The sequence below is a fragment of the Candidatus Roizmanbacteria bacterium genome (genome assembly GCA_016700135.1).
GTDB lineage: Bacteria > Patescibacteriota > Microgenomatia > UBA1406 > GWC2-37-13 > UBA1450.
Genome location: CP065004.1, coordinates 202,805 through 227,704 on the forward strand (window position 1 = coordinate 202,805; position 24,900 = coordinate 227,704).

Below are 24,900 nucleotides of genomic sequence, written 5' to 3' on the forward strand. Positions count from 1 at the left end.
CCTCATTATATACAAAATGAGAGAAATATGCGGTAATAATTACTTACCGAACCGTCTCTGACGATGGAGGAAATCTTCGACGCATTGTTTAAGATCAGCGGGAGTGAAGTCAGGGAAAAGCTTGTCAACAAATGCATATTCTGCATATTCGGCCTGCCAGAGCATAAAACCTGAAGTGCGTTTGTCTCCGCCTGTTCGAATCACAAGATCGGGATCAGGCAGATCTTTTGTATCAATACGGTTTGAGATATATTCTTTGGTTATTGATTCCTGATCAACATGTTCCCGTACAATGTTTCTTATCGCGCGAACCAACTCATCTCTGCCGCCGTAATTTATGGCAAACGTAACTACAGTGCCGGTATTTGTCTTTGTTCTTTCGATCGCCGCCTCAAGTTCTTTTTGTGTGTCTGCCGGTAGATTCGCTATATCACCGATAATGCGCATCCTCACATTTTTCCTATCAAGCTCCTCAATCCGTTTTTTAAGGAATAGTTTGAGAAGCCACAGGAGATTACTGACTTCTTCCTGCGTCCGTTTAGTGAAGTTCTCCGGAGAAAGCAGCCACACGGTGCAATACTCAATCCCCAATTCCTGGACTGCATCAAACAGATCAGGAAGGGTGTGTTCTACGGCATACCGATGACCCTCTATCGACGGCTTCCCTTTAGAACGGGCCCACCTGCGGTTTCCGTCAGGGATAATTGCGACATGTTTGAGTTCTGATTGATGCATAACTCCATATTATAACAAGATCACGTAAGCATATATCTTGCTTTTGCCTCAGGATTGGTATACACTCATTGGTATATGTATAAGCTAGCCTTTCAATCTCTTCTTCAGATAGATATACGTGATAAAGACATTTTTCCCGCCTCAAGATTCGGAGACATAAACACCTTACTCAGTATCGTTGTACCTACTCTGACCATTATCGGCGTTGTCATTTTCGGTGCGATGTTTATGTGGGCAGGGTATCAAATCCTGACTGCCGGTGATGAACCTGACAAACTCCAGCAGGCACGGCAAACCGCTGTGTATGCTGCCGTCGGAATGCTTATTATTGTGGCTGCATTCCTGATCGTCCGGCTGCTTGCATTTATTTTCAAACTTGAAATTCCAATATGAACCTTTCAATACTTTTTGAGAAAACGAACCAGATATTACTTACTTCACCGGTCAGCAACGTATTCGGTACACCCGTGAAGCCCCCCGGTCCGACTTGGACGAACCCGGTTGAAGGAATCTCCCGCATCATGGTTTTCAGCATCCGCATGGCTCTTATCATCGGTGTGATTCTGGTGCTTTTTTATCTTCTGTGGGGTGCATTTGACTGGATCACCGGCGGAGGAGATCAGGACAAACTGGATAAGGCAAGACAGAAAATGACGAATGCCGTGCTCGGTATTGTGATCATGGTTGCCGCACTGGGATTATTTGCAGCAGTAGCAGGAGATGTTCTCGGGCTTATCAAACGTGATGCACAGGGGAACTGGAGATTTTCACTGCCGACTATTCAGGAGCAGTAGTACTATTCCCTGACTTCTAGTACTCCTTCAAAGTTTTGCTGAAAAGGAATTGTACGGAGTTTTTTCTCTCTGCAATAAGTTTCGAATCCTTCCGTATCTCTTATAACGAACAAAATCAGCCCTGAACCTTCCTGCTGTCCGCCGGCTCCTGTCACCTTCCCTACACCGTACGGTGTAAGTTCATCGAGCAATGCTTGTGTGCTTGTTGATACGATCCCAAAGTCGACAAGCAATTTCTGATTTTCTCCAATACACTCGGAAAAAAAGGTAAGATCTTCTTTCACGATTGATACAACCATCCGTTTAGTCACTTTTTCGATACCGACAAGCGTTTGTTCCATGGCTGAAGTCTCCGTATTGTATTTTTTTCCGACTAGCTTCACCATATCCGAGGTAGATTCCACAGGTTTTCCGGAATCAATTAATACGAGTTTGTCCTGTATGTTTTTGGGGATTTTGAAGTTGAGCGCCGAAATATACTTCAAAAACTCAAACTCTTTCCGATAGTAAATAAGCCCGCCGAAGCAGGAAGCACTGACGTCAACTCCTGACGGCATGCCGTGAAAATGATGTTCACATTTATAGGCAAGCGAATTGATCGTTTCTTTGTCGTATGGTTTTCCGGTATAGAAATGAAGAAGTGCAGCCACGGTCGCGACACAAAATGCTGCAGATGAACCCATTCCACGTCCTTCAGGAATCTCGGAACGTACGGAAAAAGAGAATTCCTGATCATGTATATGTACAGACTGTTTTTCCAGATACGCTTTTACAATGCCGTCACAGTATGCAAAGGCTTCCTTCACTTTTGGATCAAACTTCGAGGGAGTTCCCGTTTGAATCGTAGCAGTGAGAAGTAGATCGACTGCTGTCACAAGTGCCGGCTTAGTATAGACAACGGAATGTTCTCCTGAAAGAATAATCTTCCCCGGGGCAGAATATGTTATCATCATGCTGCAGGTTTGAACTTGACTCCGTACTCAACAACATCTTCCGGCCCCACATCACCGACTTTCCGAAAGACCGATGTCACTTTTGCACCGATTTTCCGTTCATCTGCGGAAAAATCAACCAGTTGCCCGTAGACAAGTTCCTTTGTATCAAGTTCCACCAGAACAACTGTGTAAGGTGTGATCGAATCAAATTTCGGCGGTGAAACAAACACTTCCGTCCATGACCTGATAGTCCCGGTATGCCCTAATTTCTTTTTATCCTGTTGTTGTTTACGCCAGACGCGTACTGCACTTTGCGACATAATTACGCTCCTAAAATACTAACTACTGCAACTCCTCCGCTTCCGCCGACGTTGTGAGTCAGGCCGAACTGCGGATTTTTTACCTGCCGTTCTCCTGCCTGTCCGGTCAACTGGAGATATATCTCTCCTATTTGTTTGATACCCGTACCTCCGACCGGATGACCGGCAGCTTTCAATCCTCCAGATGTGTTTACGATGAGATTACTGCCTGAATCACGGGAGGTGACCATCTCTTTCGCCAGCTTACCTCCCTGTCCTTTTTCCCAAAAACCGAGATCTTCCAAGGCCAAAATTTCCGCTATTGAAAAACAGTCATGTACTTCCATAACATGCACATCCTGTCTGTCTATACCCGCATGATGAAATGCTTTTTCCGCAGCAATGACCGTTGCTTCCAGTGTGTCCAGTTTTTTCCGTTTTGCAATCGAAATTGAATCAGTCGCGACCTCACTTGCCAGAATGCTTACTGCCTTTGATTTGGAGATCAATTCCTTTTTATTTGAAAGTATCACCGCAGCGGCACCGTCTGAGATCGGGGAACTGTCAAGAACCTTTAAAGGATAGGCAACATACGGACTTTCCAGCACATTATCGATTGTCACGTATCTTCTGAAGTGTGCCTTTTCATTCAGGACTCCATGGGCATGGTTTTTTACGGAAATACTGGCCAAATGCTCCTCACTGTAGCCGTAAGTATCAAGATACATCTGGGCTAATAATCCATAGACTCCGGGGAACGTCAGCCCGGCTGACTGTTCCTCCACGGATGCTGCAGCAGCAAGACTTCTTGTAATCTCAGAAGCTCCGATATCCGTCATTTTTTCCGCGCCGAGAACCATCACCGAGGAATCAGGATGACTTTTCAGATACTCATCAGCCGTTTGGAACGCCAAACCTCCTGATGCACACGCAGCCTCAACACGATATACCGGGACATGTATTCCCGTAAGCTCAGAAATATGTGCTGAAAGCAGAAGGTTCTCTTCAACAACTCCCCCAAGCATGTTTCCCAAAAAAACCGCATCGATATCAGATGGCTCCAGTTTGGTTTCCTGTAAGATTCCCTGAAAAGCATTTAGAATGAGATCGTCAAGAGTTTTGTCCCAAAGCTCTCCGAATTTCGTCGAATAGTATCCGATTATTGCGTTTTGATTTTTCATGGTTTTAGATAATATGCATGTACTGCATGTATGTGCCGTAATCAATATATGTTTTTTTCTCGATTGCTTCCCTAAACTGTTTTCTTCGTTCTTCAATAGCCGCCGTCACCTTAAAAAGGATTGCATCTGAACCTGCGCCTGAGCCGTATGAAGCGAAAAATATTGTATCTCCTGCCTTCGCATATTGCAACGTTGCAACAAGTCCCATCAAAGCAGATGCAGAGTATGAGTTGCCGAGTACCGGCACAACATATGACTTTTCGACTTGCTCCCTGGTAAAACCGAGCTTCTGTGCTGCCTTCAGGGGAAAACTGCCATTTGGCATATGGAACACACCGTATGTGATATCCTGCGCGGTAATATTCTGTTTTTCAAGAAGGGCTTTTGAGGATGAAAGAATGTGCCTGAAGTATGCCGGTGATCCCGTAAAACGTCCCGCATGTGAAGGATAATCGGCCTTTGCACGCCTCCAGAAATCCGGAGTATCGGAAGAATATGAATGCCAGTCAATAATTTCAAGTATTACATCTTTTGTCCCGAGAAGCCAGGCATTTGCACCTGATCCTGCTGAGTACTCAAGAGTATCCTTCGGTCGGGCATTTGCTTTATCAGACGCACAGACTAGGGCATACTCGATATCTCCCGACTTCACCAAAGCCTGAGCTGAAATAAGGGCTCCTGTTGCCGCTTTGCAGGCAAACTGAGTATCATACGCAAGATAATCATTCGACAGGCCGAGCCAATCGGCAAGCGATGTAGAAACCGCTTGACTGCATACGGAAACGTTTCTGATCCGATAAATACCGCTCCGATATCTTTTTGAGCCCTTCGTGTCCTGCAAGTGCCATTGTCGAGGCTTCAAAGGCCATAGTCACCATATCCTCATCACGTCCGGCTACGGCTTTTTCTGTGACACGCAAGGACCGTTCGACCTTGTCGGTACATTTTCCCCACTGTCTTGCGACATCATCTACTTTGATCCGATATTTTGGGATATAAAATCCGTAGTCAACAATTCCTATCATATTATCTTCCTAATTTTTTATGGGCCTTTCCAAGGGTCTTCTCCGTAATAGAGGCCAAAAGTGATAATTCTCCCGCCAGCACGGCGGAAACCAAAACTTCTGCTAGTTCATTTTGTGTTTGAAGCGCCTGTCATACTGCGCGCTTCTGTCTGTGTTTTCAGCTTTGTTCCTCCGCCGACCATGCCGAGCATGACATCAGGCATGTAAACAGAAAAATAAAGATCTCCGTTTTCACAGACTTCTGCTGTCGTGATGCCGAGTGATCCCTCCACGACATGAGCGATATCCTGTCCTGTCGCGGTAAAAAAAGGCGGCAACGATATTGGCAAAATGAGCATTAAAACCCATCGAGCCGGACATCATTGATCCTGCCCAGCATTTCATAATGACCGTCTTTGCAAGTGCTTTCGGCGTGACTTTCAAAAGATCAATGACAAGTTTTTCCGGAATGACAATCTCCGCTTGACAAACCCTGCCTCTTCCGCGGATGACATTCAGCCATGCCGGTTTTTTGTCAACATCATAATTTCCTGCTACTGCAATACATCTCGTGTCAAAATGCCCTTCAATATAGGAAACAATCTGATCAGTCGCAATCGTCACCATATTCATACCCATGGCCTGATCGGTATCATATACAAAACGCATGTATACATACTTTCCGTTTACTGCCGTTTCTATATCAATAAGTTCAAGGTGAGATGATGTTTTTCGGCTTCTGCTGAAAGAACTTCAAAATGTGATTGGACTGTCTTAATCAATTCCCGACTGTGTCGGATACTTTTTGTCTCGAAAACCGGACCTCTCGTTGTCCCGACAGGGTCAACAGTTGTCATCGCTCCGCCGGCTTGGGAGATGATTTTACATCCACGGCTGACCGATGCGACAAGTGCGCCTTCAGTCGTAGCTAAAGGAATGAGTGTTTCATATGTTTTTTCAGAGCCGAGTACTTTAAGAGGACCGGCTACACCGAGCGGAAGAGAGATGGCTCCGACCAGATTTTCACAGTGAATACTTGTTTCCTCATCTACCAAAACCCCGGTCAATGACTTTAATGAAACTTGTTTTTCCGTTTCAATCAATGTCCGTCGCTCTTTCGTTGTTTTTGCACTTCTCAAGTTCATGTACTTGTAGTCGTACTCCTGGAGAAAATCATTCACTTACAAAATTCTTACAAAAAGGAATTCTGAAAAACTTCAAAGAATACAAAAGGATTGAATACGGTACAACGGCTATCAGATATAAGAGCATGCTGTATACAATCCGGAAAAATCTCAGGCCTGTCGCGAACCTGATCGCAAGATAAGTCACAATAATCTTCCAAAGCAACATGCCGATCGAAAAACTGACATACAGAAGACTGAAGCCTTTGCCGAGAAAGGACGGTGTGCGGGAGGAGGTATCAAAGCATACAATACGGAATTAGTAATAAACCAGATGAGAGTCGGGATGAGTGCGTAACTGAAAAGCAGCAGAAATGGGGCAATTTTAATCCGATGTTCTTTTGTCGAAAGAATGGTAAAAAGCGCAAAATATGTAGCTGTAATAAGATAATGAAACACCGTCATGAAAAACAATACCCAGGGAGCATGAGGATAGGTTCTGAGATTATTTGCAAAGTAAAAATAGACTCCGATACAGATAAAAATATACAGAACCTGCAGCATGTCATCATCTTCGGAAATCTCACGCATGGCTTTGTATGGAGAAACAATGAGATACAGCACACGACGCACAAAAAAAAAGGAATGAGGAAATCATTCCTGCCGACATGTGTTTAAAATCCATGTTGAAGAAGAGACACAAGACGAATAAGTAATTGACCGACTGTCAAATACAGCAATACGGCAATAAGGATGGAAAGAGGAATAATATAAAGAAACGGAATTCGTTTCAGCGGGGCGGTCAGGAATTTATACCAAGAGGTCAGGAACTCATTATGAAGATCGTTCGGAGGCAATGAGTATATTTGCTGAAATTTCTGAAATAATTTGTCGGGAATTTCCGATTGTTGATTCATGCATTACGCCAAACTGCTATAGATATCGATGAAAGCCTTTCGTGCTCTGAAAAGCAGGCTTTCCGTCGATTTAAAGGATCTCACCAGTACTTCCGAGATCTCCTTGACTGATCTGTTCTCTATATACTTTAGTCGTAAAACCAACTGATAATCATGCGGCAGCTCATTGAAAGTCTGTTCCAGTTTCTGTGTCAGTTCGTGTCTTTCCAGGTCTTCATCCATGACAACGGTTGCCAGACCGTCGACGACAAATGACGGCAGATGTGAGAAAAAGACCCGTTTTATCTTTTTTTTTCCTTATGTGATCGATGACTTTGTTTCTGGCTATGGTAAACAGAAATGTCTTCACGGAACACTGATATCTGAAATCGCGAATGCTTTCAAGAAATTGTATGAGTATATCCTGAGTAAGCTCTTCGGCTAGATGATGGTCAGAAAGCCGATTGGTGACGAAATTGCACAATTCAGCATGATATGTTTTGTACAAAGTATGAAGCGCCTGAGAATCTTTACGGAGCAGTTTTTCGATCAAAAGCCGTTCATCTTTTTCCATAGGTAACCATTATACAGGCTAATTAAGTGATACACTGAAGATCTTACCGCCGGAAATGACGTGTACGGCTCCTTCAAAAATATAGATCCCGATCGCTTTCGCAAATACGCTTGACTGAAGTGTCCTTTGATATTCCCTTCTTTGGTAAGAGCGTATACCGATGCCTGTGCCGTATCGAGGACATAAACCTGCTCATCATCCGCTGAGGTATAAATACCGTCAAACTGAGGATTTTCATTGGGGAATGTCGGTGAAAATGACTCCGGTGCACCCGACAAAAATTTATGGACATCCGTTTTTGTGGAGACATACACGGCTGAATCTATAGACATTCCGGTCGCATTTTCCAGATCCGAAGAGTCCGAAGTAAGGTATGAATTTTTTATCCGAATACCCGCCTTCAGTCACAAGATATTTATAGATAGCACTTTTTCACTATCCAAAAGATAAATATTTCCGTTGTAGATCTCAATATCAGAGATTTTGCCCCACTCGTCATCCGCGGGAATAAGAGAGTTGACTTTGCTCTGAGAGGTGAATTTCATAACTCCTTTTTCAGGATTGAAGAAGAATACTTCGTCATTGTACAAAGTAACTGCTGTCGCATCAGCCAAATCACCGTTCACATATTGTTCCAGGGATTTTTCTGAAGATCGAGCACGTGCACTTTCTTGGCTGCAGTATCGAGAATCGCCAATATATCTTCTTCTTTTCCTATTGCATCGCCCTTGGCATCTTTTTCATCAAGTGCCAGATCATAAAATTCATCATACGGTTTTTCTTCACGCTTGAGAATCGCCGATTCAGCATCGGCAATCATGGTCTGAATCTCAGCTAATTGTTGTGCTCTGCTTTCCCTGCTTCCTGCTTCAGTTGCTCATACTTGGTTTTTGCATCCGATAAAAGTATCAGAGACTGATCCAGGTTCAAAATGCTTCATCTTTTGCTTTATCCAACGTCTGCTGAATCTCAGTTTTAGTCGTTTCAACTTTTTATCTAAAGCTGCTGCCTGTCTCCGCTGATTGCCCCACATAACACTCCAGGCTAACAGCATAAACAAAACGATAACAGTTACAACAATAAATCCCTTGCTGCGGATGATATCCATGATTTTATTCTGTGCTGGTTCTTTCTTGTAGTCAGCCATATCCACCATAGGCATTCCTGACAAAGATTGCTGAGGAGGTTGGTAAGAAGGTTCCTCAATCTCAGGCTCAGGTACTGAAAGCGGATCATTTATTTTCGGACCGACCTCATCAAGAATGGAAGGGGCGGCGACTGCTTCTCTTTTGGTAAACTCTACAAAAGGGCAACAAAACCGGTTTCCTCTTCTCCGTATTCCTCACTGTTAATCTTTTCAATTATGTTTTGCGGTGGGGACATATCCACAAATGCCTGAATGTCCTCTGAGCTACCGATTACTTCCTGAATTCTTGTTGTAGTAAAGACCGCCAGATCAAATTCTTTGAGATACCCTGAACCTGAAGTGTCTCCTGAGATAAGCTGATCAAATCGCTGTCCGCGACGGAAGAAAATTTGGCCTTCACCGATTGTTTTTACATACAAAATTCCATCTATCTCTGTACCTATTGCAAGAGCAACATGGGCTGGAAAATTCAGCGACAAAATGAGGCTGCTCACCGTAGACTCAAAGCTTGAAAGATCGCTGACATCAGAAGAAAGAAGCCCTTCTTTAAACCGTTCCAGAATCTGCTTGCCTTCATCCTGTGTCAAACCGTCTTCAATGGAAAGGATCCCGAAATAATGCCCGGCAACGAAATAGCTGGTAAAACCTTCCGCGAATTGTTTTCCGACATATCCTTCCGGTCTTGCCTGTAACATAAGTTTAGATAATAAAAAGTGATGCCGCAATCAAAATGAGCCCAAATACGATCTGCAACACAGAAATCAACATAAGCAGCCATGATGACCTCGTATGAAACGTCTCATTCATGGTATGTGTTTGTCTTGCTATGACTATAGCATACACCAAATATGAAACGGAAAAAGTACTGCAAAAGCTTTGAAAAATAAATAGAAAAACCCTTCGCCGGTCGGATGAGTCAGAAGATCGACAATTGCGTCCATATTATTATTGGGGACCTCCGACGTCTTTCGGCATCAGGGAATTGATAATTTTCACAACATCTGACGGGTTGGGAATGTCATCAAATTCGATATTCTGCTGAAATCCTTCGGTTTTTACGAGGACGTCTCCGAAATGAAACATCGAACCGAAAAATCCGCCGACCTTGGTCGTAATATCACTTACCTGTATGATCGTAGTTGCGGAAAATTCCTTATATAAAATATTCAGGAAATCCAGATCAATAACTCGTTCTGTTGTGACCATCCCTACTGTAAAGTACCAAAGCAAAAAATTCACCCAGACATAACTGAAGATGAAAAACGCGGCAAAAGATTTACCACCAATATATGTCGTTCACTAATCGCCTGCGGTAAAGAAAATTGGCAACTACCACGAGAACAATGAAAACAGCGGTATTAAAAATCCAGGGTATCTGCGTCAATATATGCCTTCTGACAACCAAAACCACTTCTTCATCCTCATGCTGTGTGGTGAACTGGACCTCAGGACGGACCAGGAATGTCCGTGTCATATTGTTTGAGGGGATGGTAAGGATGGCATCAAGCTCCATTATAGCAAAAATACATATATCTTTGAGAGGCTCTTAAATAACACTTGCATCTGAAATTACCTTGAGATATAATAATGGCTCTGGTTACTTGAGCGACCTGGAACCAACTCTTCCCATCCCGAACAGAGTCTTGAAACGGGTTAGCGCCGATGATACTCGCTACAAATCGTAGGACGGGGAAAGTAGGTCGTAGCCAGTTTTTTTGGCTTAATCTACCTCGAAGCGTTCGGGGTTATTAATATCCTGCATCTGGATTTCTTCAAACTTCACGGCAGCCGGAACGGTAAAAACACTTGTATCGATTTCTCCTTCCCGACATGATTTTTTAAATCTTCAATCTGGGTTTGAGTAAGAGCGGGCGCTCCTTCCACTTTATTGATCATCGATAGAATCATGTCCGGTGTGAGAAAAGCGGAGAATGTATCAAACAAGTTGAGATATTGCCCCAAATTCATTATCTTCTCACCGGTATATTCACCCTGTATCCATTTGTAAAGGTTTCCGTCCTTTAAAAGAACTTTTGTCGTTTGCTCTTCTTCTTTTATCTGAACGTATATATTTTTGTTTAAAATTCGTATCGTGAAATCAGCGGCTTCATCTTCATAATCACAAATCAGCGGACCGTCAAGATCAAAATCAGAACCTGACTTTCCTGAAAAGAGTCTGCTGAGAGGATTTTGAGATACAGTCGGCGTCACCGCAGTCTGAGATGTATAGCTTTCCTCAATATATGAATCAGAATTCTTTGTTTCGGAAGATTTGGGAAGAACTTCTGATGAGTTTACGAAAAGTGCAATAGAAATAACCGTAACCGGAATCAGAACGAGAAAACGCCAAGGTCATGCATAAGATCATTATACTTCTTCTGTATCGAATAGTGTATTTTCTTTCTCGTTCTTCAATGCATGGATCGGTTTTTCTTCTCCCGGCAACATTTTTACACTTTCAAGCTCCGGAAGAGATTTGCCTACAATACTCTGCAAATCACCCTGCATTCCCAGTGTTGAATCAAAAACTTTCCGTAAATTTTTTCTTCGCGTGCCCATTTGAGTGCAAACCAGCGGCGTTCTTTTTCAATTTCCTCCTGCATCGCACTGAATGACTCAAGAATTGCCTCTACCCGATGTTTAAACTCCGTGCTTGTCACATACTCATACAGTACTTCCATTTTCCCTTCCTGGCCTTTTTGTGCGGCACGCACAGACGCAATCTCAAGAAGCTGTGACCGAAGGGCACCGGCTACACCCAGTATATACTCATATCCGCAGACCCAGACACCGTCACTCAATCCGAAATGATCGATCCCGTCAGGAATAATTTCTGAGACAAGAACGGCGATTTCCGCTTTCACGGTCCGCTGATCTGTCTTTAGTTTCGGAATCCATTGATGACTCCAGCTTTTCGTACGTTTTGTCTCCCAGATGATCGTCCCGCAGACTTTCCCGCCCTGTTTCGGACAATCTGAATGATATCGGCACCGTTTACCCCTTTCGGGACCTCTTTTATCTCATCGAACGGAAATTCCTTTTGAAGTAATTCCTCTAATGCAAGTTCAAGGATTTCGCCCTGCATTTGCTGTGACCCTTGTTCCAATTTTCTCCGCAGCTCCTCATTTGCTTTGAGAACATCAGAGAGTTTCTTGTCCTGTTCAAGCATTTTCAGTTTGTACTGTTCCTCTATGCGCCTTTGCTCTTCTTTCCGCAGCTTATCCTGCTCTTCATTAAATTTTTTTGCATTTCGAGTTCTTTCTCACGGTTCTCATCCTGCAGTTTGCGCATCAGTTTATTCATTTCAAGCAATTGTTCCTGCAGCTGTTTTTTCTGTTCTTTCAATTCTTTCGATTCCTCCTGAGTGTTCTTGATCTGCAGTTCCATTTCATCCTGAATTTTTTTTCTTGAGTTCTTTTGTTGCCTCTTCTCGTGATTTCTGCTTTTCTTCCTCGATCCTCTTTTTGGAAAGTTCAATGAGGCGTTGACGTTCTTCTTCAGCTTTTTGCTTTACCGATTCCAGTTCCTTTTCGTATTTTTCATCAATTTGATGGGTGATTGCCTCGGTCAGCGGAATTGGTCTTTTACAGTTAGGACAGGTGATTGAGTCTTGCATATTCTGATTGGTAATACATAAAACGGGCGGCGAGTGCGTCGTACATCATAATGATTATTTTATGAGAGTTCAAGCGGACTTATTTGGTAAACATCCCGAGAACTGCCGAGACGATTGAGAGAACAATGCTGAAGATGACTGCCCAAAGAAACCCGGTGACTGTGAATCCGTCTACAAGGTTACTGGCAAGCAGGATAAATAAACCGTTGATGATAAATGAAAGTATCCCAAGCGTGAGAATATTGATAGGCAATGTCAGTATCGTTACAATCGGTTTTATAAAGGTATTGATAACGGCAAGAACAAAAGCCACGATGATGGCAGTCAGGAAGCTGTCAATTTCAACATTCGGAAGCAGATAAGCAGTAAGTGCGACTGCCAGAGAATTTATCAGTATCTTCACAATAAGTCCCATGTCTTCATGGTATCAAATCACAAAGAGGCCGTCAAGAGGGGTATTCGTAAGAGTACCGTAAGAAAGAAATTGCGGCCGTTTCTCTTGTTATAATAAAAACATGATATCAATCGTACTTATTTTTCTGGTATTACTTTTCATTCTGGGATATATCCAGATTCCGTATCTGGCTTTGCACGATATCAGCTTGCTTGTGGCTTTCGGAAAAACGATATCTTTGTATGATCTACTGGTGTTTGCGATCATACTCTGGGTGATCGGCTTGTTGCCGTGGCCGTTTAGAGGACTGGCAAGCATTATCCTTGTCCTCTGGCTTTTGTCATTTTTCGGCATCATTACCGTCGTCGGTTTTCCAATATTCTCGTACTGGCACTCATTGTCGGCGTGATTGCCTACGTATTTCAGGGTTTTTCCCGCAAATAAATTAGTCTTTCTTTTTGACCAGTTTGACTGAAGTCACAATTTCACGAACTTCTCCTGATGAGTCTGTTATCTGAGTCAAACCGCTTTCCAAATAGTATTGATGCAGATAGTCAGAAAGCGCCTGTCTGGCGTCTTTTACTTCCGTTTTCAGATCATTTACTTTTGCATCAAGCAATGCGACAGACGGATCACTGATAAGTTTGTCTTTAATCTCCTTTTCATTTTCTGTACTTCTCTGGCTTTCTCGCTTGCGGCTGCATACTCAGCATCATTTTCAAACGTATCTTTAAGCATAGTCGATTGTTCCTTCAGATCTTTTTGAAGCTTTTCCAGATCCATAAGATACCCGTTTATCATGTTCTCAAGACTCATAATGCGTTCGACTTTATTGTCTGAATTGACATTGGTAGAAGCTTCCACAGCTTCTTCAATTGTCTCAGTACTTTCTAACTGTTCCTGTTCATTTGTCTGATTGTCGTCCATAAAATTATGAAATTAATAAATTGCAATAACCGGGTATTGAATACTAACTATAAAGAATATGGGCTCAATAAGTCAAGAAAGATAATTTGAACAGAAAAAACCGTTACTTTGGTTGATAGCTGGTAAAAAGCTGCACGCAACTATTACCGTAACATTCTCCGCAACTGTAGGTAAAGTTGCCTTCAATGGCCCTGCGGTGAATACCTGAATTCAGCCACCAGTTGAAAACATCCGTTTCGCTATCACCGTATTTCATATTTTCAGTGATCCAATACGGTAAGTTCCTGGCATAAAATCCGCCGTGAATATTGTGCGTCACAAAAATCTCATCATACAGTTCAGGACCGCGTTCTCGGGCTAAGGTGCACAATTGATCATCCTTTTGAAACGGCGGTAAACTGAGTGATGTACGGTGATTGTTAATCATTTCAAAAATTGCATCGGCACTGAGAGAACTTGGTTTTCCGGTTGTTCCGTTTCAGCCGGTTCTTCAGATGATTCCTGTTGATCGGGAGCGGGGGTATGAGTAGCAGTCGGTGAAGGGGTGAAAGTTGGAGTGGGAGTGGGTGTCGGGACACGAACGGAGACGCCTTTTACGCATTCCGCGTTGTTTTGAGTAAAACTGCAGAATTTCTTATCGTAATAGACGGGACAATATCGCTCCTGTTGTGTTCTTGGTATAGTTACGAGTTCGGATCCAAAAGCTTTTTGTGTAATACAAAGCATGCTGACTACGGCAAACATGACAGCCTGCTTTGCGTATTGAGCTAGCATCCTGAGCTTTCTATTGTATCATATGAATATATATGGATAAAAGAATTGTGTATTTTGAAACCGAAGGATGGGAACGGGAAATCATCGACGGTACGTTCCCGCAGGCTGAACTGGTATCGGAACAACTGACACATGAAAATGCCAAACAGTATCAGGATGCGCAGATCGTTTCTTCATTCATCTACTCCGATCTCTCCAAAAGAGTATTGGAACAACTGCCGCAACTTGAATGTATCGCCACCCGTTCGACGGGGTATGATCATATTGATCTTGCTTACTGCAAAGAGCATAATATCACCGTTTGCAATGTCCCTGAATACGGAAGCAACACCGTTGCAGAGCATACCTTTGCACTTATTCTGAATTTGACCAGAAAAATTTATGCTTCAGTCAATCAGGCAAAGCAGCTGAACTTTGACCACACACAAATAAGAGGCATAGATGTATTCGGGAAAACTATTGGGATTATCGGGCTGGGGAAAATAGGCATTAACGTCCTACGTATTGCTCACGGTTTGAAAATGAAAACACTTGTTTATAACAGATCACAGGATCCGGAGCTTCAGCAGAGATATGGATTTGAATATGTCGATATCGCAACACTTCTTTCGCAGTCTGATATCGTCACGCTTCATCTTCCGCTCGTTCCGGAAACAAAACATCTCATAAACCTGGACAATATTAAGACCATGAAGAAAGGAAGCTATATCATAAATACAGCCCGCGGCGGTCTCATTCAGACGGAAGCTTTAGTGCAGGGGCTCAATGAAGGAATTCTCGAGGAGTTGCTCTCGATGTCCTCGAAGAGGAAAAAGAGCTTTCAGAAGAGGCAGAGATATTATCTCCCCAATTCCAGCAGGATGCCGATATGAAAACGCTCATAATGGACCACTTCCTTATAAATCACCTAAAGTACTGATTACCCCTCACAATGCATTCAACAGTGTTGAGGCCCTGACGCGGATTGAACACACCACCATCGATAATATCAAAGATTTCATGAACGGAAATCCTGCTAATGTTGTGACGCCTCACTAATCAGCTGTCTCTTCAAGACGTGACTTAAGCTCATTAATCCGCTTTTGAATTTCCTGTTTAGCTTCCGAAGATGCTTCCGTCAACCTTTCTTCAAGATATTTCAGCTCCTCTTGCCATTCTTCTCTATCCGAATTTTCCATATGCCAAAAATGAGAAATTTTTATACGTCATATCCTATCAATCTGATATTTATTTCCTGTTAGTAATGCGTAATACGAGTGTAAGGTCATTATTACAGATACCTTACCTTGTTATTACACTATTTTCAAGCAAATGACATAGTATTTACTGATAGCAGCAATATTCGTATGTATGCATAAAAAAGGTAATAGTGATTATCCGATTTTTTGAGGATCGATATACGGCAGGTGAAAACTTTCTGTCCTTCTGCAGCGGTTTGTTACAAAAGAAACTGTCATTCTGGCTCTGCCCGCGGAGGTGTTGAGGTTGCTGCACCCGTTTCCGAAAGGCTTCACCTTCCCCTTGATGTACTTATTGCAAGAAAAATTGCCGAGCCTCGCAGCCGGAGTTTGCAATCGGAGCGATATCTGAATTTGATACTCGCTATATAAATAGGCCACTTGTCAACCACTTGAGAATATCTCAAAAACAGCTTGAAGATCTTGTTGAGACAGAAAAACGGGAGCTGAAAAGGCGGATTCTGCTCTACCGTCATAACAGAAGTCTCTCATATGTTCGGGGAAAGAGTCTATTTCTGATAGACGACGGAGTTGCGACAGGCTTGACCGCACACGTTTCTCTCCAGGCAGCCCGTATGTTAAAACCAAAAGAAATTATATTTGCAGCCCCGGTTTGTGCAGCCGACAGTCTCCCCGTCTCAGGAAAAACGCAGATGAGATAGTTACCATTCTCACACCGCATGATCTGAGAGCTGTAGGCAATTACTACCGTCATTTCAGTCAGGTAGATGACAGCCGGGTTATTGAGTTGTTGTCAACTAATCATTCTTCTTCACCCATTTCCCCGGCTATTCTTCTGATAAACCTTTTTAACTGCGGACCAGGCGACGGCATGGGCAGTTTCCTCCCGATCACGGTTTTCTTTGCGTTCGGAAGGTTTATCATATTGATCCCAGGCTGAGTTGAATGCTTCTTTGTATATTTCCTGACCGTGTTTCGGAAGAGTGTCAGCGACCCGTTCCGGCAGGTCAGAACGTTGTTGATATGGCATGAGAAGACTTTACCCTGAATTTATGAATAGAAGATCAGGCATAGGTGAGAGATTTGTAAAAGATCAAAATACGTAAACTTTCTTCTCAATCTGGTCAATTCTCATACTAAAGACACCGTCATACTTGACATTGAGCAGCAGTTTCAGATTGTCGATATCCCGTTTGCTGATATTTTGGTTCGGCAAAGCAGTGACTGTCAGCACAATATCATAACGGGATGTATTTTCGCGCTTGGTTATCGAGACATCCGTAACGGTTACATCCGGATACATATCCTCAAGGTACAATGTTACGTAATTCTGAATTTCATTTATAAGTACTTCCGGCTTTCCCTGCAGACTTATGCGTGAAATAATTTCCAGGTCAAGCGAAACAGGTGTCTGGATTTGATTACTCATCATTGATTCAATATCACTCCTCTTTTCCTCAGTAAACTGTATCGAAGGATCACTCCGCAATACGGCATTCACAGACCATAAGTTGTTATCGACAGGATACACTGAGACCGAATCAATACTAAAAGATCGGTCAATTTCAGAAATTTCCCGCAGTAAGATGTGAGCGAGCTGATCCTTAGTACGTCTTGTTTGGATATCGGTTTCCGTCTGCAGCGCAATTGATTTTTGGACCCGTAAATTTAAAATAACATTTTTATTTAACGCGTTTTCCAGGGCGGTAATAATTGCTTCTTTTGCCTAAAATCTATGACCATATCCTCAGGGATCAACACGTCTGCATCCACTCTGATTAGCTCAGAGCCGTTTTCTTTCGAAGTTTCCAAGCGGGTTTTGACGTTCTCTAAATAAATTGACGGTGATAAACCTTCTAATGACGTACTCAACACACGCTGAGTTTTTGATAAGCCATTGCTTCAAATGAGTAGTTTTGAGAAAGAAAAACAGCGGTAGCGCCGTAATAACCAGCATAAGAGCAACAAAGATAATCCCGTTTTCTGAAGTTTTTGAGAACCATGCGTTTCGATACCAACAATCCGGAAAACGAAAATTGAAACAAAAATAATGGAAACCACATTGGCAATAAATAACAGGAGTCCACCTGAAGCGATTTTCGGATTGAGAAGTGCCAGGCCGATTCCCCCGACACACAAGGGAGGCATAAGAGATGTCGCAATCGCAACTCCCGCCAGACTTGAAGAAATCCTCTTTTGAACAATCGCAAATGCCGCGACTGTTCCTGCCGAAAGAGCAATGACAATATCAAGTAATGTCGGTTGCGTGCGGGTCAGTATTTCGGACTTACCACTTTCAGCGGAGAAACAAGAGTAATCAGAAACGAACTCGCCAGACTGATGACAACAGAAACCAAAAGAAGAATAAGCGACTGAGTAATGTATCTTTGTCGGGCAAGAGATATCCCAGCTGAAATCTTCATCAGAGGCCACATCAGCGGAGAAATAATCATTCCTCCGATCACTGTTGCAGGAGAGTCAAGCAATAAACCCAACGTACAGATGACCGTTGAGATAGAAAGAAGAATAACATAGCTTACTGAAAGCATTGCATTGTCATGGAGATGCAATAAGGTATCACTTCTGTCAACATTGTGAATATCATCGACAATAGTCAGATCTTTTAAAGACATATATGCATTTCAGTAACTATTTTTATCATAACATATGCGCTAAAATAGAAAAATTACGTAAGTTCATACAGAATCTTTACGTTCGACAATTACAATAAGCTTTTGTCTAGACACTATGTGGAAGCAAATTCAGAAACTTAACCTGCAGTATTTTCTGCTGGGTTTCTTGTTGACCTTAATTGTCACACTGACAAAGCTGCAGCTTCCGGTAATCGGATTAGAAACACCGTTTCTTCTGTTTATTTTCGTGGTTATCCTGACAGCCTATCTCGGCGGTTTCGGTCCGGGACTGTTTACGCTTTTTGCCACCAGTGCATCCATTGCATATTTTTCCTTTTACCGACGAGCCGCACAGAGCTGTCATCCGGTAGTGATTCTCTCAGAATGATTGTTTATATCTTTGAGGATTCATTTCTGTTGCGATTCTGGCAGCATTGAGAAATTTGAGAATTGAACTAGCAGAAAGTAACAGAAGTCTTGAAGAAAAAGTAACCAACAGGACGAAAGAACTGAGAACCACAATGCAAGAGATCACTTAAGGTTAATGAAGATTTGACACGAAGCAACAAAGAACTCGAAGAATTTGCCTATATCGCATCACATGATCTGCAGGAACCGCTGAGGAAAATTCAGTCATTCGAAACCTCCTGCATGAGGAATATCATGACAAAATAGATAATGACGGCCAATTGTATATTGACAGGATGCTGAGTGCCTCATCCCGAATGAGGAATCTGATCGATGATCTGTTGTCGTATTCCCGGGTCACGACACAACAAGCCGAGTTCAGTACGGTATCTCTTGACCGTGTGATGACTGAATTACTGAACACACTAGACATTCACATACAGGAAACAAACGCCAAAATATCCGTCAAAGATCTTCCGGACATTCGGGGACGAGAATCAGATGTACCAGTTGTTTCAGAATTTGGTAAGCAATGCATTGCGCTACCGACATGATAAACGTACACCGCACATTCGGATTTGGAGCGAGAAAAAGGATGACATGGCCAGGATTTATATTAAAGACAACGGCATCGGCTTTGATGAAAAATACAAAAATCGAATTTTTAATATTTTGAACGGCTGCACGGACGCCACAAATATGAGGAGCCGGTATCGGCCTTGCAATTGTTAAAAAATTATTTTGCGGCACAAAGGCTCCATTGACGTACAAAGTAAGCCTGATGTCGGAACAACGTTTATTATATCTTTACCAATTTCCCAATCAAAAACATGATAAATAATAATGAAATCACCATCCTGATGGCCGATGATGATGAGGATGATGTACTGTTGACAGTTAAAGCCCTGAAGCAGAGTAAATTGCTCAACAGACTGATCTCCGTCAAAGACGGGGAAGAACTGATGGATTATCTGAAAAGAAAGGAGCGTATACAAGTCCTGAAAGCTCTCCCCGACCCGGACTTATCCTCCTTGATCTGAACATGCCGAAGAAAGACGGAAGAGAAGCCCTGAAAGAAATAAAATCCGATGACAATCTGAAAGAGATTCCTATTGTCGTTTTTACGACATCCAAAAGCGGAAGAAGATATTTACCGCTCTTATAAACTCGAGTTAATTCATTTATAACTAAACCTGTCAAATTCGAAGAGCTCATTAGCGTGATCGCATCTCTCGGAAATTACTGGTTTAAAATCGTAAAACTTCCGAAGAATAGTAATTAGTACACTTTATGACGGTTGTAACAAACAGATTTCATAAAATTCGGGCATTGCTTGTCGATGATGATGAGGACGATTTCCTGCTGACGAAAAAAACCCTAAAGCATACAAGCACAATTCAAGCTTCAGTGGATTGGATATCTCACTTTTGACGAAGCCCTCAAGCTGTGTAAAAGCGGTAAGTATGATGTCATTCTGCTGGATTATAAAATGGGACAACATGACGGCATCGAATTCATTAAAAAAGCCAGACATTTATGTACATCTCCTTTTATTCTACTTACCGGAATCCAGGATGAGAAACTGGGAATAGAAGCCATCCGTCTAGGTGCCGAGGATTATCTCGTGAAAAGCGAAATAACGCCGGAACTTCTTGAACGCTCCATCCTTTATGCCATTGAACGATTTCAAAGTAAAACAAAAGAACAGGAGATTATCCAGCAACGAACTTTGGAACGGAGTGAACGGCACTACCGGTCACTTATTGAAAACAGCGCAGACGGAATAGCACTCATGAATACGAAATTTAAGTTAACGTATGTCACGCCCTCGATTGAAACGATACTGGGTTATACTCCCGAACAAATTCTAACTATAAATTCCACGTACAATCATCTATCCTGAAGATCTTCATAAAACACGCAACAAATTACAGGAAATTGCAATCAATCCTGGAGAGCATACTACATTTCTGATCCGTTCTAAACACAAAAACGGAACATGGAGATGGATCGAAATTACCGCATCAAACATGCTTCTTGATCCCAATATTGAGTCATATGTCCTGAATTTCCGGGATGTTACATCACGAATCAGGCTTGAACAACTGAAGGATGAGTTTTTAAGTATCGCAAGTCACGAACTAAAGACTCCTCTCACAACGGTTAAAGGGTACATCCAGCTTCTGGAAAAATATTTTCAGAAAACAGCTGATGAAAAGGCTCTCAGATATATCAGACAATCCGACACATATGTCGATAAAATGAACCAAATGATCTCAGATCTTCTTGATATCTCACGTATTCAATCAGGAAGAATGCAGCTGAATCTGGAAGAAACAAAGCTGTGCAGTCTCATAAAAAAACCATTACCGCACTTCAGTATTTATCTTCAAAACACAAACTGCAAGTCAGTTGCGAGTTTCGCCCAGTATTGTTTGCAGATAAACAGCGCATTGAGCAGGTGCTGACCAATTTGATATCAAATGCAATAAAGTATTCCCGAACAAAAGTGAGATTTCAATCCGCCTCACCAAAGAGGAAAATACGCAAAAATTGCCATGCAGGATCACGGGATCGGCATGTCAAAGTCAGCACAAAAAGACTGTTTCAACGGTTCTACCGTGCTGACAAAGTAGCACATAGATTTTCAGGTTTGGGTATCGGGCTATATATTTCAAGTGAGATCATCAAAAGACATCGGGGAAAAATTTGGGTAGAAAGTGATGAAGGGGAGGGATCAACATTTTATTTCACCCTTCCGTTAAAAATATAATTTAATCTTATGGTAAAAAAGTACTTATCTGCGACGATGACGAAGGCATTGTAGATGTTGCCGGTATCGTCCTTCGTGATGCAGGATATGATGTAACAACAGTTACTGTCAGCGAGCAGATATTTTCCGTAATAAACAATGTCAAACCTGACATTATCCTTTTAGACCTGTGGATGCCCAATCTATCCGGAGAAAAGATTGCCGAACAGCTGAAACAACAGAAAAAGACAAAAGACATTCCTGTCATTATCATGTCCGCAAGCCGCAAAACCGAGCAAACAGCCCGCCGTGCAGGTGCTGATGATTTTATTTGCAAACCGTTTGATATTGAAGAACTAGAGGAGATTGTGAGAAAATATACTGCATGAACATTGCACGCTCTGTCTACCGGCTCACTAAAAAAACGTTTTTGAATTCATTGAAGACAATGCCACACAGATGGCAGCTGCCCTTTCCTATTATGCCCTGTTTGCCATTCCGTCCCTTCTTCTTATTACGTTGAGTCTGCTGAATCTCTTTATTGCCGATGAACAGGCAAAAATGACCATTATCAACGTGGCACAGGAAATTATCGGATCAAGAAGTGCAGGAGTCATTTCGCAGATCATACAGCATCTCGATGAGAATGCCAACCAATCCGATTTCGCACAGTGGGTGGGGATCATCATTCTTCTTATCACGGCTACGGGTATTGTAGGACACTTACAAAGATCTCTGAACAGACTTTGGGATACGGTTCCTTCCCATCACAACACCTTTCGCCTTCATCTTATGCAGCGGTTTTTTTTCACTGCTTTTTATCATTCTTGCAGGATCCTGCTTCTCGTGTTATTCATTTCTGATGCCGTATTTTCATTCCTTCATGTATATCTTTCTTCGTCAATCGATATTTCTGAACCCGTACTCAGTACCGGCAATCACATATTCTCGTTTATTTTGATGACAATGATTATTTCCCTTATTTACCGGTATGTTCCGAACGGAAAAATGGCTTGAAAGATATCCTCGTCGGAGCGTTAGTGACTGCCGGGCTTTTCTCTCTCGGGAAATATCTTATCGGTATTTATCTGGATTTCAGCACGGTTGATTCCGTATACGGAGCAGCCGGATCAATACTTCTTTTACTCATCTGGATATATTACACTTCACTCATTTTCTTTTTGGGTGCGGAGTTTACTCAGATCTATGCGAACACTCACGGACAGGGTATTTCTACCGGCGCTTCCAAAAATAATATCCCGTGGCTAAAGCTGAAATTTATGATAATATAAAACACTAATATGTCATCCGCCAGGAAACCTACTGTTATTGTTCTTTCAGGAGGACTTACAAAAATACCGTCTCCTTTTTTGTCAAAAACAGACTCGATCACGCCTATAAAATCTACCATCAGAAACAAACAGATCGGATTATAGTTGCTGGAGGCTCAAGCCTCTACATTGACGGCACTCAGGAAATAAAGGATGCTGACAAAATGGCTCAGTATCTCCTTTCACTCGGCGTACCAGAAGAAGATATTTTCAAAGAAACACAGTCAAAAGACATGCTGAGCGGTGCATACTATATCAAAAAGAACATTCTAGTTCCCAAACGCATACGGCATGTCAGAGTAATCGGATCAGACTTCGAAGAGGAACGTCTCAAATTCGTTTTCAGAAAGGTTCTGGGGAAACAATACAGTGCTGTTTTTGATTTTGTCCACTCACAAATCAGATCAGAAGTACTCTGGAATTGTTTTAATTACGAAAGACAGGCACTCGCAAACACCAAAGCATTTTTGAGAAAGATGAAGATCGGGCAGCATGAGTTTCTGGAACATAAATTTTTTAATGCTAAATTTTATAAAGAAAAACGCATCGGATATATCAGGACATTGGTACACCAGGAATCGATCGGCAAAGAAGAAATGCACGTGCTCATTTTTCACTGAAAAATATTTACAAGAAACGTGCGGAAATTTTTGAGAAATACGCGATTGATGAATCCTACAAAAAGATTATGATGGCTGATTTCTGGTCCGAAGATTTTTGAATTTTTCGGAAAAGACAATGATAAAACACTGTATTCTCTGAAATTTGTCCTGTATGTAAAAGATAAAAAGACGTTCGCAAGCGAAATTGCCGTTACCGAGTTTTTACAGGAAAAAGGAATTGATTTTATCCCGACCATAATTGCCAAAGACATAAAAAAAGCACCGCCGTGGTATTTATACCGTGTTGTCGGCGGAAAATTGCCGGCCAGTTTTCCTATAATTTCTTACGGAGACCATTTCTACCAGAAAAACCCCGTACCGGCGCTCGTTGCTCATCTGAAAAACTTCGCAGTATCAAAAAGAAAGGACTTGATATTCCTACCTGGAACAGTAAAAGTTACAAATCAGAGCTCCAAAACCATTTCAAACGAATCAGTACTTCGATCTCGCTTGAGAAGAATACCGTCGTCCAGGAAGCGTACAATGTCCTTATCGCCAATCTTTCCGTTTTTGATCGGGCGAAAAATACCTGACTCACGCAGATCTTCATCCGGCCAACATTATAGTCTCAAGGAAAAAAATTGTATCTTATCGACTTTGAGCATATTTGCTGGAATAATATTGCATTTGATTATTGCTTTGCAGATGTATTCGGATGGAACAATGCCGCGTTTCGTCAGGAATTTTTAAAAGAATTCAAAAAATTCACTAACCCAAGAAGAAGCTGAAGAGTTTGATATGCTTTACCCGTATGTCTCTCTTTATTTTCTTTTCTTTCTTATGCGTTTTACCTATCAATGGGAATATAAATCAGGAAAGGAAAACGCAAAAATCGCAAGAAGGTTTATCAAGAAGCAATGGGAGAAATCATCTCAAAACTACGCGCTGCCTAATCTGGTGATTCCCGCCGTTTTTTCAATTCTGAAATCCGATCCATTTGTTTTCAGGATAAAATAAGCAGTATTGCCGATTGCATGCGATCTCAGTTCGTTTTTCGTCCCCCATCCCAGATGAATCAGAAGATTTCTCATCAGATCGCCGTGACAGACGGAAAGAATCGTTTTTCCGGGATTTCCAACTGCAATTTCCGTAAAAGGTAAGCATTCTTGAAACCATCTCTTCACCCGTCTCAAACGTATCGTCCAGCCGCTGCTTCATCCATTCAGCATCAGACAGCATATACCATCGGCTGAAAAGTTCCTGAATTTCCTGTGTGAATTGAGTCGGATTCATGCCTTCATATTTACCGAATGACCGTTCTCTAAGCGCTTTTGTTGCCTGAACCGTCAGCTTATGTTCAAGGGCAATAATTTCAGCAGTACGATGCGCCCGCATCAAATCTGATGAAAAACTGCATCAAAAGTGACACGTTTTAGATCATGTGCTCTTTTTTGTGCCTGTTGTTCTCCCGTTTTCGTCAAGGGAAAATCCATCTGTCCCTGCAGGATTTTACTGACATTGCCCTCAGACTCCCCGTGTCGTACGATGTAAAAAGTGGTGTAATCGGTTTTCATC

General features: G+C 42.2%; 52 protein-coding genes, 1 rRNA gene and 1 pseudogene. 17 read left to right on the top strand and 37 right to left on the bottom strand.

What is annotated here, in order from left to right:
- Positions 1-39: 39 nt before the first annotated feature.
- Positions 40-735 carry a di-trans,poly-cis-decaprenylcistransferase gene (gene uppS, locus IPM65_00990; GenBank protein QQS44166.1) on the bottom strand — a complete coding sequence of 232 codons (696 nt, stop codon included), beginning with the start codon at positions 733-735 and terminating at the stop codon, positions 40-42.
- Between the two features lie 75 nt (positions 736-810).
- Between uppS and IPM65_00995 the strand changes: the two genes are divergently transcribed.
- Both IPM65_00995 and IPM65_01000 read left to right on the top strand, forming a co-directional pair.
- Positions 811-1,128: a hypothetical protein gene (locus IPM65_00995; protein ID QQS44167.1), complete on the top strand. Its 318-nt coding sequence runs from the start codon at positions 811-813 to the stop codon at positions 1,126-1,128.
- The gene (locus IPM65_01000; GenBank protein ID QQS44168.1) at positions 1,125-1,529 is read left to right on the top strand and encodes a hypothetical protein; all 405 of its coding nucleotides are present in this window, start codon (positions 1,125-1,127) and stop codon (positions 1,527-1,529) included. The genes IPM65_00995 and IPM65_01000 overlap by 4 nt, the downstream gene beginning before the upstream one ends.
- A 2-nt stretch (positions 1,530-1,531) precedes the next feature.
- On the opposite strand, the gene mvk is transcribed toward IPM65_01000, so the two are convergent.
- From mvk to IPM65_01100, 20 genes are all read right to left on the bottom strand, one after another.
- Positions 1,532-2,482 carry a mevalonate kinase gene (mvk, locus tag IPM65_01005; protein ID QQS44169.1) on the bottom strand — a complete coding sequence of 317 codons (951 nt, stop codon included), beginning with the start codon at positions 2,480-2,482 and terminating at the stop codon, positions 1,532-1,534.
- Positions 2,479-2,784, bottom strand: a complete 306-nt coding sequence (locus IPM65_01010) for an OB-fold domain-containing protein (protein ID QQS44170.1) — start codon at positions 2,782-2,784, stop codon at positions 2,479-2,481. Before IPM65_01010 ends, mvk begins: the two co-directional genes overlap by 4 nt.
- 2 nt (positions 2,785-2,786) lie before the next feature.
- Positions 2,787-3,944 carry a thiolase domain-containing protein gene (locus tag IPM65_01015; GenBank protein QQS44171.1) on the bottom strand — a complete coding sequence of 386 codons (1,158 nt, stop codon included), beginning with the start codon at positions 3,942-3,944 and terminating at the stop codon, positions 2,787-2,789.
- Between the two features lie 4 nt (positions 3,945-3,948).
- The gene (locus tag IPM65_01020) at positions 3,949-4,785 is read right to left on the bottom strand and encodes a hydroxymethylglutaryl-CoA synthase (protein QQS44172.1); all 837 of its coding nucleotides are present in this window, start codon (positions 4,783-4,785) and stop codon (positions 3,949-3,951) included.
- On the bottom strand, positions 4,667-4,969 hold the full coding sequence (locus tag IPM65_01025; protein ID QQS44173.1) for a hypothetical protein: 303 nt from the start codon (positions 4,967-4,969) through the stop codon (positions 4,667-4,669). Before IPM65_01025 ends, IPM65_01020 begins: the two co-directional genes overlap by 119 nt.
- A 1-nt stretch (position 4,970) precedes the next feature.
- Positions 4,971-5,063 (bottom strand): hypothetical protein, encoded by a 93-nt coding sequence (locus IPM65_01030; protein ID QQS44174.1) that lies wholly within the window; start codon positions 5,061-5,063, stop codon positions 4,971-4,973.
- Between the two features lie 13 nt (positions 5,064-5,076).
- The gene (locus IPM65_01035) at positions 5,077-5,241 is read right to left on the bottom strand and encodes a hypothetical protein (GenBank protein QQS44175.1); all 165 of its coding nucleotides are present in this window, start codon (positions 5,239-5,241) and stop codon (positions 5,077-5,079) included.
- Positions 5,201-5,656: a hypothetical protein gene (locus tag IPM65_01040; protein ID QQS44702.1), complete on the bottom strand. Its 456-nt coding sequence runs from the start codon at positions 5,654-5,656 to the stop codon at positions 5,201-5,203. Before IPM65_01040 ends, IPM65_01035 begins: the two co-directional genes overlap by 41 nt.
- Positions 5,647-6,129 carry a hypothetical protein gene (locus IPM65_01045; GenBank protein QQS44176.1) on the bottom strand — a complete coding sequence of 161 codons (483 nt, stop codon included), beginning with the start codon at positions 6,127-6,129 and terminating at the stop codon, positions 5,647-5,649. The genes IPM65_01040 and IPM65_01045 overlap by 10 nt, the downstream gene beginning before the upstream one ends.
- A 147-nt stretch (positions 6,130-6,276) precedes the next feature.
- Positions 6,277-6,696: a hypothetical protein gene (locus IPM65_01050; GenBank protein QQS44177.1), complete on the bottom strand. Its 420-nt coding sequence runs from the start codon at positions 6,694-6,696 to the stop codon at positions 6,277-6,279.
- 50 nt (positions 6,697-6,746) lie between these two features.
- Entirely contained in the window at positions 6,747-6,989 is a 243-nt protein-coding gene (locus IPM65_01055) for a hypothetical protein (protein ID QQS44178.1), read from the bottom strand.
- 3 nt (positions 6,990-6,992) lie between these two features.
- Positions 6,993-7,211: a sigma-70 family RNA polymerase sigma factor gene (locus IPM65_01060; protein QQS44179.1), complete on the bottom strand. Its 219-nt coding sequence runs from the start codon at positions 7,209-7,211 to the stop codon at positions 6,993-6,995.
- Positions 7,204-7,542, bottom strand: a complete 339-nt coding sequence (locus IPM65_01065) for an RNA polymerase sigma factor (GenBank protein ID QQS44180.1) — start codon at positions 7,540-7,542, stop codon at positions 7,204-7,206. Before IPM65_01065 ends, IPM65_01060 begins: the two co-directional genes overlap by 8 nt.
- Complete coding sequence (locus IPM65_01070) at positions 7,518-7,874, bottom strand: hypothetical protein (GenBank protein ID QQS44181.1); 357 nt, start codon at positions 7,872-7,874, stop codon at positions 7,518-7,520. Before IPM65_01070 ends, IPM65_01065 begins: the two co-directional genes overlap by 25 nt.
- 72 nt (positions 7,875-7,946) lie before the next feature.
- The gene (locus IPM65_01075; protein ID QQS44182.1) at positions 7,947-8,168 is read right to left on the bottom strand and encodes a hypothetical protein; all 222 of its coding nucleotides are present in this window, start codon (positions 8,166-8,168) and stop codon (positions 7,947-7,949) included.
- Entirely contained in the window at positions 8,165-8,362 is a 198-nt protein-coding gene (locus IPM65_01080) for a hypothetical protein (GenBank protein QQS44183.1), read from the bottom strand. The genes IPM65_01075 and IPM65_01080 overlap by 4 nt, the downstream gene beginning before the upstream one ends.
- A 57-nt stretch (positions 8,363-8,419) precedes the next feature.
- Positions 8,420-8,689 (bottom strand): hypothetical protein, encoded by a 270-nt coding sequence (locus IPM65_01085; GenBank protein QQS44184.1) that lies wholly within the window; start codon positions 8,687-8,689, stop codon positions 8,420-8,422.
- 152 nt (positions 8,690-8,841) lie between these two features.
- A complete protein-coding gene (locus IPM65_01090; GenBank protein QQS44185.1) occupies positions 8,842-9,384 on the bottom strand; it encodes a hypothetical protein in 543 nt (180 codons plus the stop codon).
- Positions 9,385-9,634: 250 nt separating this feature from the next.
- Entirely contained in the window at positions 9,635-9,895 is a 261-nt protein-coding gene (locus IPM65_01095) for a hypothetical protein (GenBank protein QQS44186.1), read from the bottom strand.
- A gap of 70 nt (positions 9,896-9,965) precedes the next feature.
- Positions 9,966-10,202, bottom strand: a complete 237-nt coding sequence (locus tag IPM65_01100; protein QQS44187.1) for a hypothetical protein — start codon at positions 10,200-10,202, stop codon at positions 9,966-9,968.
- 79 nt (positions 10,203-10,281) lie between these two features.
- Between IPM65_01100 and rrf the strand changes: the two genes are divergently transcribed.
- Positions 10,282-10,401: ribosomal RNA gene (gene rrf / locus IPM65_01105) — 5S ribosomal RNA — on the top strand.
- Positions 10,402-10,468: 67 nt separating this feature from the next.
- Here the strand turns inward: rrf and IPM65_01110 are convergent.
- The 6 genes from IPM65_01110 to IPM65_01135 form a co-directional block, all read right to left on the bottom strand.
- Entirely contained in the window at positions 10,469-10,900 is a 432-nt protein-coding gene (locus IPM65_01110; GenBank protein QQS44188.1) for a hypothetical protein, read from the bottom strand.
- Between the two features lie 269 nt (positions 10,901-11,169).
- Positions 11,170-11,628, bottom strand: a complete 459-nt coding sequence (locus tag IPM65_01115; GenBank protein ID QQS44703.1) for a DUF2130 domain-containing protein — start codon at positions 11,626-11,628, stop codon at positions 11,170-11,172.
- On the bottom strand, positions 11,571-11,858 hold the full coding sequence (locus IPM65_01120; protein QQS44189.1) for a DUF2130 domain-containing protein: 288 nt from the start codon (positions 11,856-11,858) through the stop codon (positions 11,571-11,573). Before IPM65_01120 ends, IPM65_01115 begins: the two co-directional genes overlap by 58 nt.
- Before the next feature lie 20 nt (positions 11,859-11,878).
- A complete protein-coding gene (locus tag IPM65_01125; protein QQS44190.1) occupies positions 11,879-12,076 on the bottom strand; it encodes a hypothetical protein in 198 nt (65 codons plus the stop codon).
- A gap of 1 nt (position 12,077) precedes the next feature.
- Positions 12,078-12,305 (bottom strand): hypothetical protein, encoded by a 228-nt coding sequence (locus IPM65_01130; protein ID QQS44191.1) that lies wholly within the window; start codon positions 12,303-12,305, stop codon positions 12,078-12,080.
- A 79-nt stretch (positions 12,306-12,384) separates the two neighbouring features.
- The gene (locus IPM65_01135) at positions 12,385-12,720 is read right to left on the bottom strand and encodes a phage holin family protein (protein QQS44192.1); all 336 of its coding nucleotides are present in this window, start codon (positions 12,718-12,720) and stop codon (positions 12,385-12,387) included.
- Positions 12,721-12,820: 100 nt separating this feature from the next.
- Here IPM65_01135 and IPM65_01140 point away from each other — a divergent pair, with 100 nt between their 5' ends.
- Positions 12,821-13,108 carry a hypothetical protein gene (locus IPM65_01140; GenBank protein QQS44193.1) on the top strand — a complete coding sequence of 96 codons (288 nt, stop codon included), beginning with the start codon at positions 12,821-12,823 and terminating at the stop codon, positions 13,106-13,108.
- 36 nt (positions 13,109-13,144) lie between these two features.
- Here IPM65_01140 and IPM65_01145 read toward each other — a convergent pair whose 3' ends face one another.
- From IPM65_01145 to IPM65_01160, 4 genes are all read right to left on the bottom strand, one after another.
- The gene (locus tag IPM65_01145) at positions 13,145-13,318 is read right to left on the bottom strand and encodes a hypothetical protein (GenBank protein ID QQS44194.1); all 174 of its coding nucleotides are present in this window, start codon (positions 13,316-13,318) and stop codon (positions 13,145-13,147) included.
- Positions 13,300-13,626 carry a hypothetical protein gene (locus tag IPM65_01150; protein QQS44195.1) on the bottom strand — a complete coding sequence of 109 codons (327 nt, stop codon included), beginning with the start codon at positions 13,624-13,626 and terminating at the stop codon, positions 13,300-13,302. The genes IPM65_01145 and IPM65_01150 overlap by 19 nt, the downstream gene beginning before the upstream one ends.
- A 103-nt stretch (positions 13,627-13,729) precedes the next feature.
- The gene (locus IPM65_01155) at positions 13,730-14,053 is read right to left on the bottom strand and encodes a hypothetical protein (GenBank protein QQS44196.1); all 324 of its coding nucleotides are present in this window, start codon (positions 14,051-14,053) and stop codon (positions 13,730-13,732) included.
- Positions 14,050-14,400, bottom strand: coding sequence for a hypothetical protein (locus IPM65_01160; GenBank protein QQS44197.1), 351 nt, complete (start codon positions 14,398-14,400; stop codon positions 14,050-14,052). The genes IPM65_01155 and IPM65_01160 overlap by 4 nt, the downstream gene beginning before the upstream one ends.
- Positions 14,401-14,432: 32 nt before the next feature.
- Between IPM65_01160 and IPM65_01165 the strand changes: the two genes are divergently transcribed.
- Positions 14,433-15,272 carry a hydroxyacid dehydrogenase gene (locus tag IPM65_01165; protein QQS44198.1) on the top strand — a complete coding sequence of 280 codons (840 nt, stop codon included), beginning with the start codon at positions 14,433-14,435 and terminating at the stop codon, positions 15,270-15,272.
- A gap of 162 nt (positions 15,273-15,434) precedes the next feature.
- On the opposite strand, the gene IPM65_01170 is transcribed toward IPM65_01165, so the two are convergent.
- A complete protein-coding gene (locus IPM65_01170) occupies positions 15,435-15,578 on the bottom strand; it encodes a hypothetical protein (protein QQS44199.1) in 144 nt (47 codons plus the stop codon).
- 452 nt (positions 15,579-16,030) lie between these two features.
- Between IPM65_01170 and IPM65_01175 the strand changes: the two genes are divergently transcribed.
- Positions 16,031-16,300 (top strand): hypothetical protein, encoded by a 270-nt coding sequence (locus IPM65_01175; GenBank protein ID QQS44200.1) that lies wholly within the window; start codon positions 16,031-16,033, stop codon positions 16,298-16,300.
- A 110-nt stretch (positions 16,301-16,410) separates the two neighbouring features.
- Here the strand turns inward: IPM65_01175 and IPM65_01180 are convergent, their stop codons facing one another.
- From IPM65_01180 to IPM65_01190, 3 genes are all read right to left on the bottom strand, one after another.
- The gene (locus IPM65_01180; GenBank protein QQS44201.1) at positions 16,411-16,629 is read right to left on the bottom strand and encodes a ChaB family protein; all 219 of its coding nucleotides are present in this window, start codon (positions 16,627-16,629) and stop codon (positions 16,411-16,413) included.
- Between the two features lie 63 nt (positions 16,630-16,692).
- Positions 16,693-17,028, bottom strand: a complete 336-nt coding sequence (locus tag IPM65_01185; protein QQS44202.1) for a hypothetical protein — start codon at positions 17,026-17,028, stop codon at positions 16,693-16,695.
- Positions 17,029-17,501: 473 nt separating this feature from the next.
- Entirely contained in the window at positions 17,502-18,032 is a 531-nt protein-coding gene (locus tag IPM65_01190) for a DUF389 domain-containing protein (GenBank protein QQS44203.1), read from the bottom strand.
- 315 nt (positions 18,033-18,347) lie between these two features.
- Between IPM65_01190 and IPM65_01195 the strand changes: the two genes are divergently transcribed.
- The 11 genes and pseudogenes from IPM65_01195 to IPM65_01245 all read left to right on the top strand — a co-directional run bounded on the left by IPM65_01195 (position 18,348) and on the right by IPM65_01245 (position 23,343).
- On the top strand, positions 18,348-18,620 hold the full coding sequence (locus IPM65_01195) for a DUF4118 domain-containing protein (protein QQS44204.1): 273 nt from the start codon (positions 18,348-18,350) through the stop codon (positions 18,618-18,620).
- 316 nt (positions 18,621-18,936) lie between these two features.
- The gene (locus tag IPM65_01200; GenBank protein QQS44205.1) at positions 18,937-19,194 is read left to right on the top strand and encodes a hypothetical protein; all 258 of its coding nucleotides are present in this window, start codon (positions 18,937-18,939) and stop codon (positions 19,192-19,194) included.
- Positions 19,163-19,372 (top strand): hypothetical protein, encoded by a 210-nt coding sequence (locus tag IPM65_01205; GenBank protein ID QQS44206.1) that lies wholly within the window; start codon positions 19,163-19,165, stop codon positions 19,370-19,372. Before IPM65_01200 ends, IPM65_01205 begins: the two co-directional genes overlap by 32 nt.
- A gap of 98 nt (positions 19,373-19,470) precedes the next feature.
- Positions 19,471-19,922: pseudogene (locus IPM65_01210) on the top strand (response regulator).
- Positions 19,923-20,129: 207 nt separating this feature from the next.
- Entirely contained in the window at positions 20,130-20,543 is a 414-nt protein-coding gene (locus tag IPM65_01215; protein ID QQS44207.1) for a PAS domain S-box protein, read from the top strand.
- A gap of 127 nt (positions 20,544-20,670) precedes the next feature.
- The gene (locus IPM65_01220) at positions 20,671-21,108 is read left to right on the top strand and encodes a hypothetical protein (GenBank protein ID QQS44208.1); all 438 of its coding nucleotides are present in this window, start codon (positions 20,671-20,673) and stop codon (positions 21,106-21,108) included.
- A 5-nt stretch (positions 21,109-21,113) separates the two neighbouring features.
- On the top strand, positions 21,114-21,413 hold the full coding sequence (locus IPM65_01225) for a hypothetical protein (protein ID QQS44209.1): 300 nt from the start codon (positions 21,114-21,116) through the stop codon (positions 21,411-21,413).
- Positions 21,414-21,439: 26 nt separating this feature from the next.
- A complete protein-coding gene (locus IPM65_01230) occupies positions 21,440-21,781 on the top strand; it encodes a response regulator (protein ID QQS44704.1) in 342 nt (113 codons plus the stop codon).
- 70 nt (positions 21,782-21,851) lie between these two features.
- Positions 21,852-22,409 carry a YihY/virulence factor BrkB family protein gene (locus IPM65_01235; GenBank protein QQS44210.1) on the top strand — a complete coding sequence of 186 codons (558 nt, stop codon included), beginning with the start codon at positions 21,852-21,854 and terminating at the stop codon, positions 22,407-22,409.
- Positions 22,406-22,684, top strand: a complete 279-nt coding sequence (locus IPM65_01240) for a YihY/virulence factor BrkB family protein (protein ID QQS44211.1) — start codon at positions 22,406-22,408, stop codon at positions 22,682-22,684. Before IPM65_01235 ends, IPM65_01240 begins: the two co-directional genes overlap by 4 nt.
- Positions 22,685-22,698: 14 nt before the next feature.
- Entirely contained in the window at positions 22,699-23,343 is a 645-nt protein-coding gene (locus IPM65_01245) for a YdcF family protein (protein QQS44705.1), read from the top strand.
- 957 nt (positions 23,344-24,300) lie between these two features.
- On the opposite strand, the gene IPM65_01250 is transcribed toward IPM65_01245, so the two are convergent.
- Both IPM65_01250 and IPM65_01255 read right to left on the bottom strand, forming a co-directional pair.
- The gene (locus IPM65_01250) at positions 24,301-24,720 is read right to left on the bottom strand and encodes a histidine phosphatase family protein (protein ID QQS44212.1); all 420 of its coding nucleotides are present in this window, start codon (positions 24,718-24,720) and stop codon (positions 24,301-24,303) included.
- On the bottom strand, positions 24,720-24,899 hold the full coding sequence (locus IPM65_01255) for a histidine phosphatase family protein (protein ID QQS44213.1): 180 nt from the start codon (positions 24,897-24,899) through the stop codon (positions 24,720-24,722). The genes IPM65_01250 and IPM65_01255 overlap by 1 nt, the downstream gene beginning before the upstream one ends.
- Between the last annotated feature and the right edge of the window lies 1 nt (position 24,900).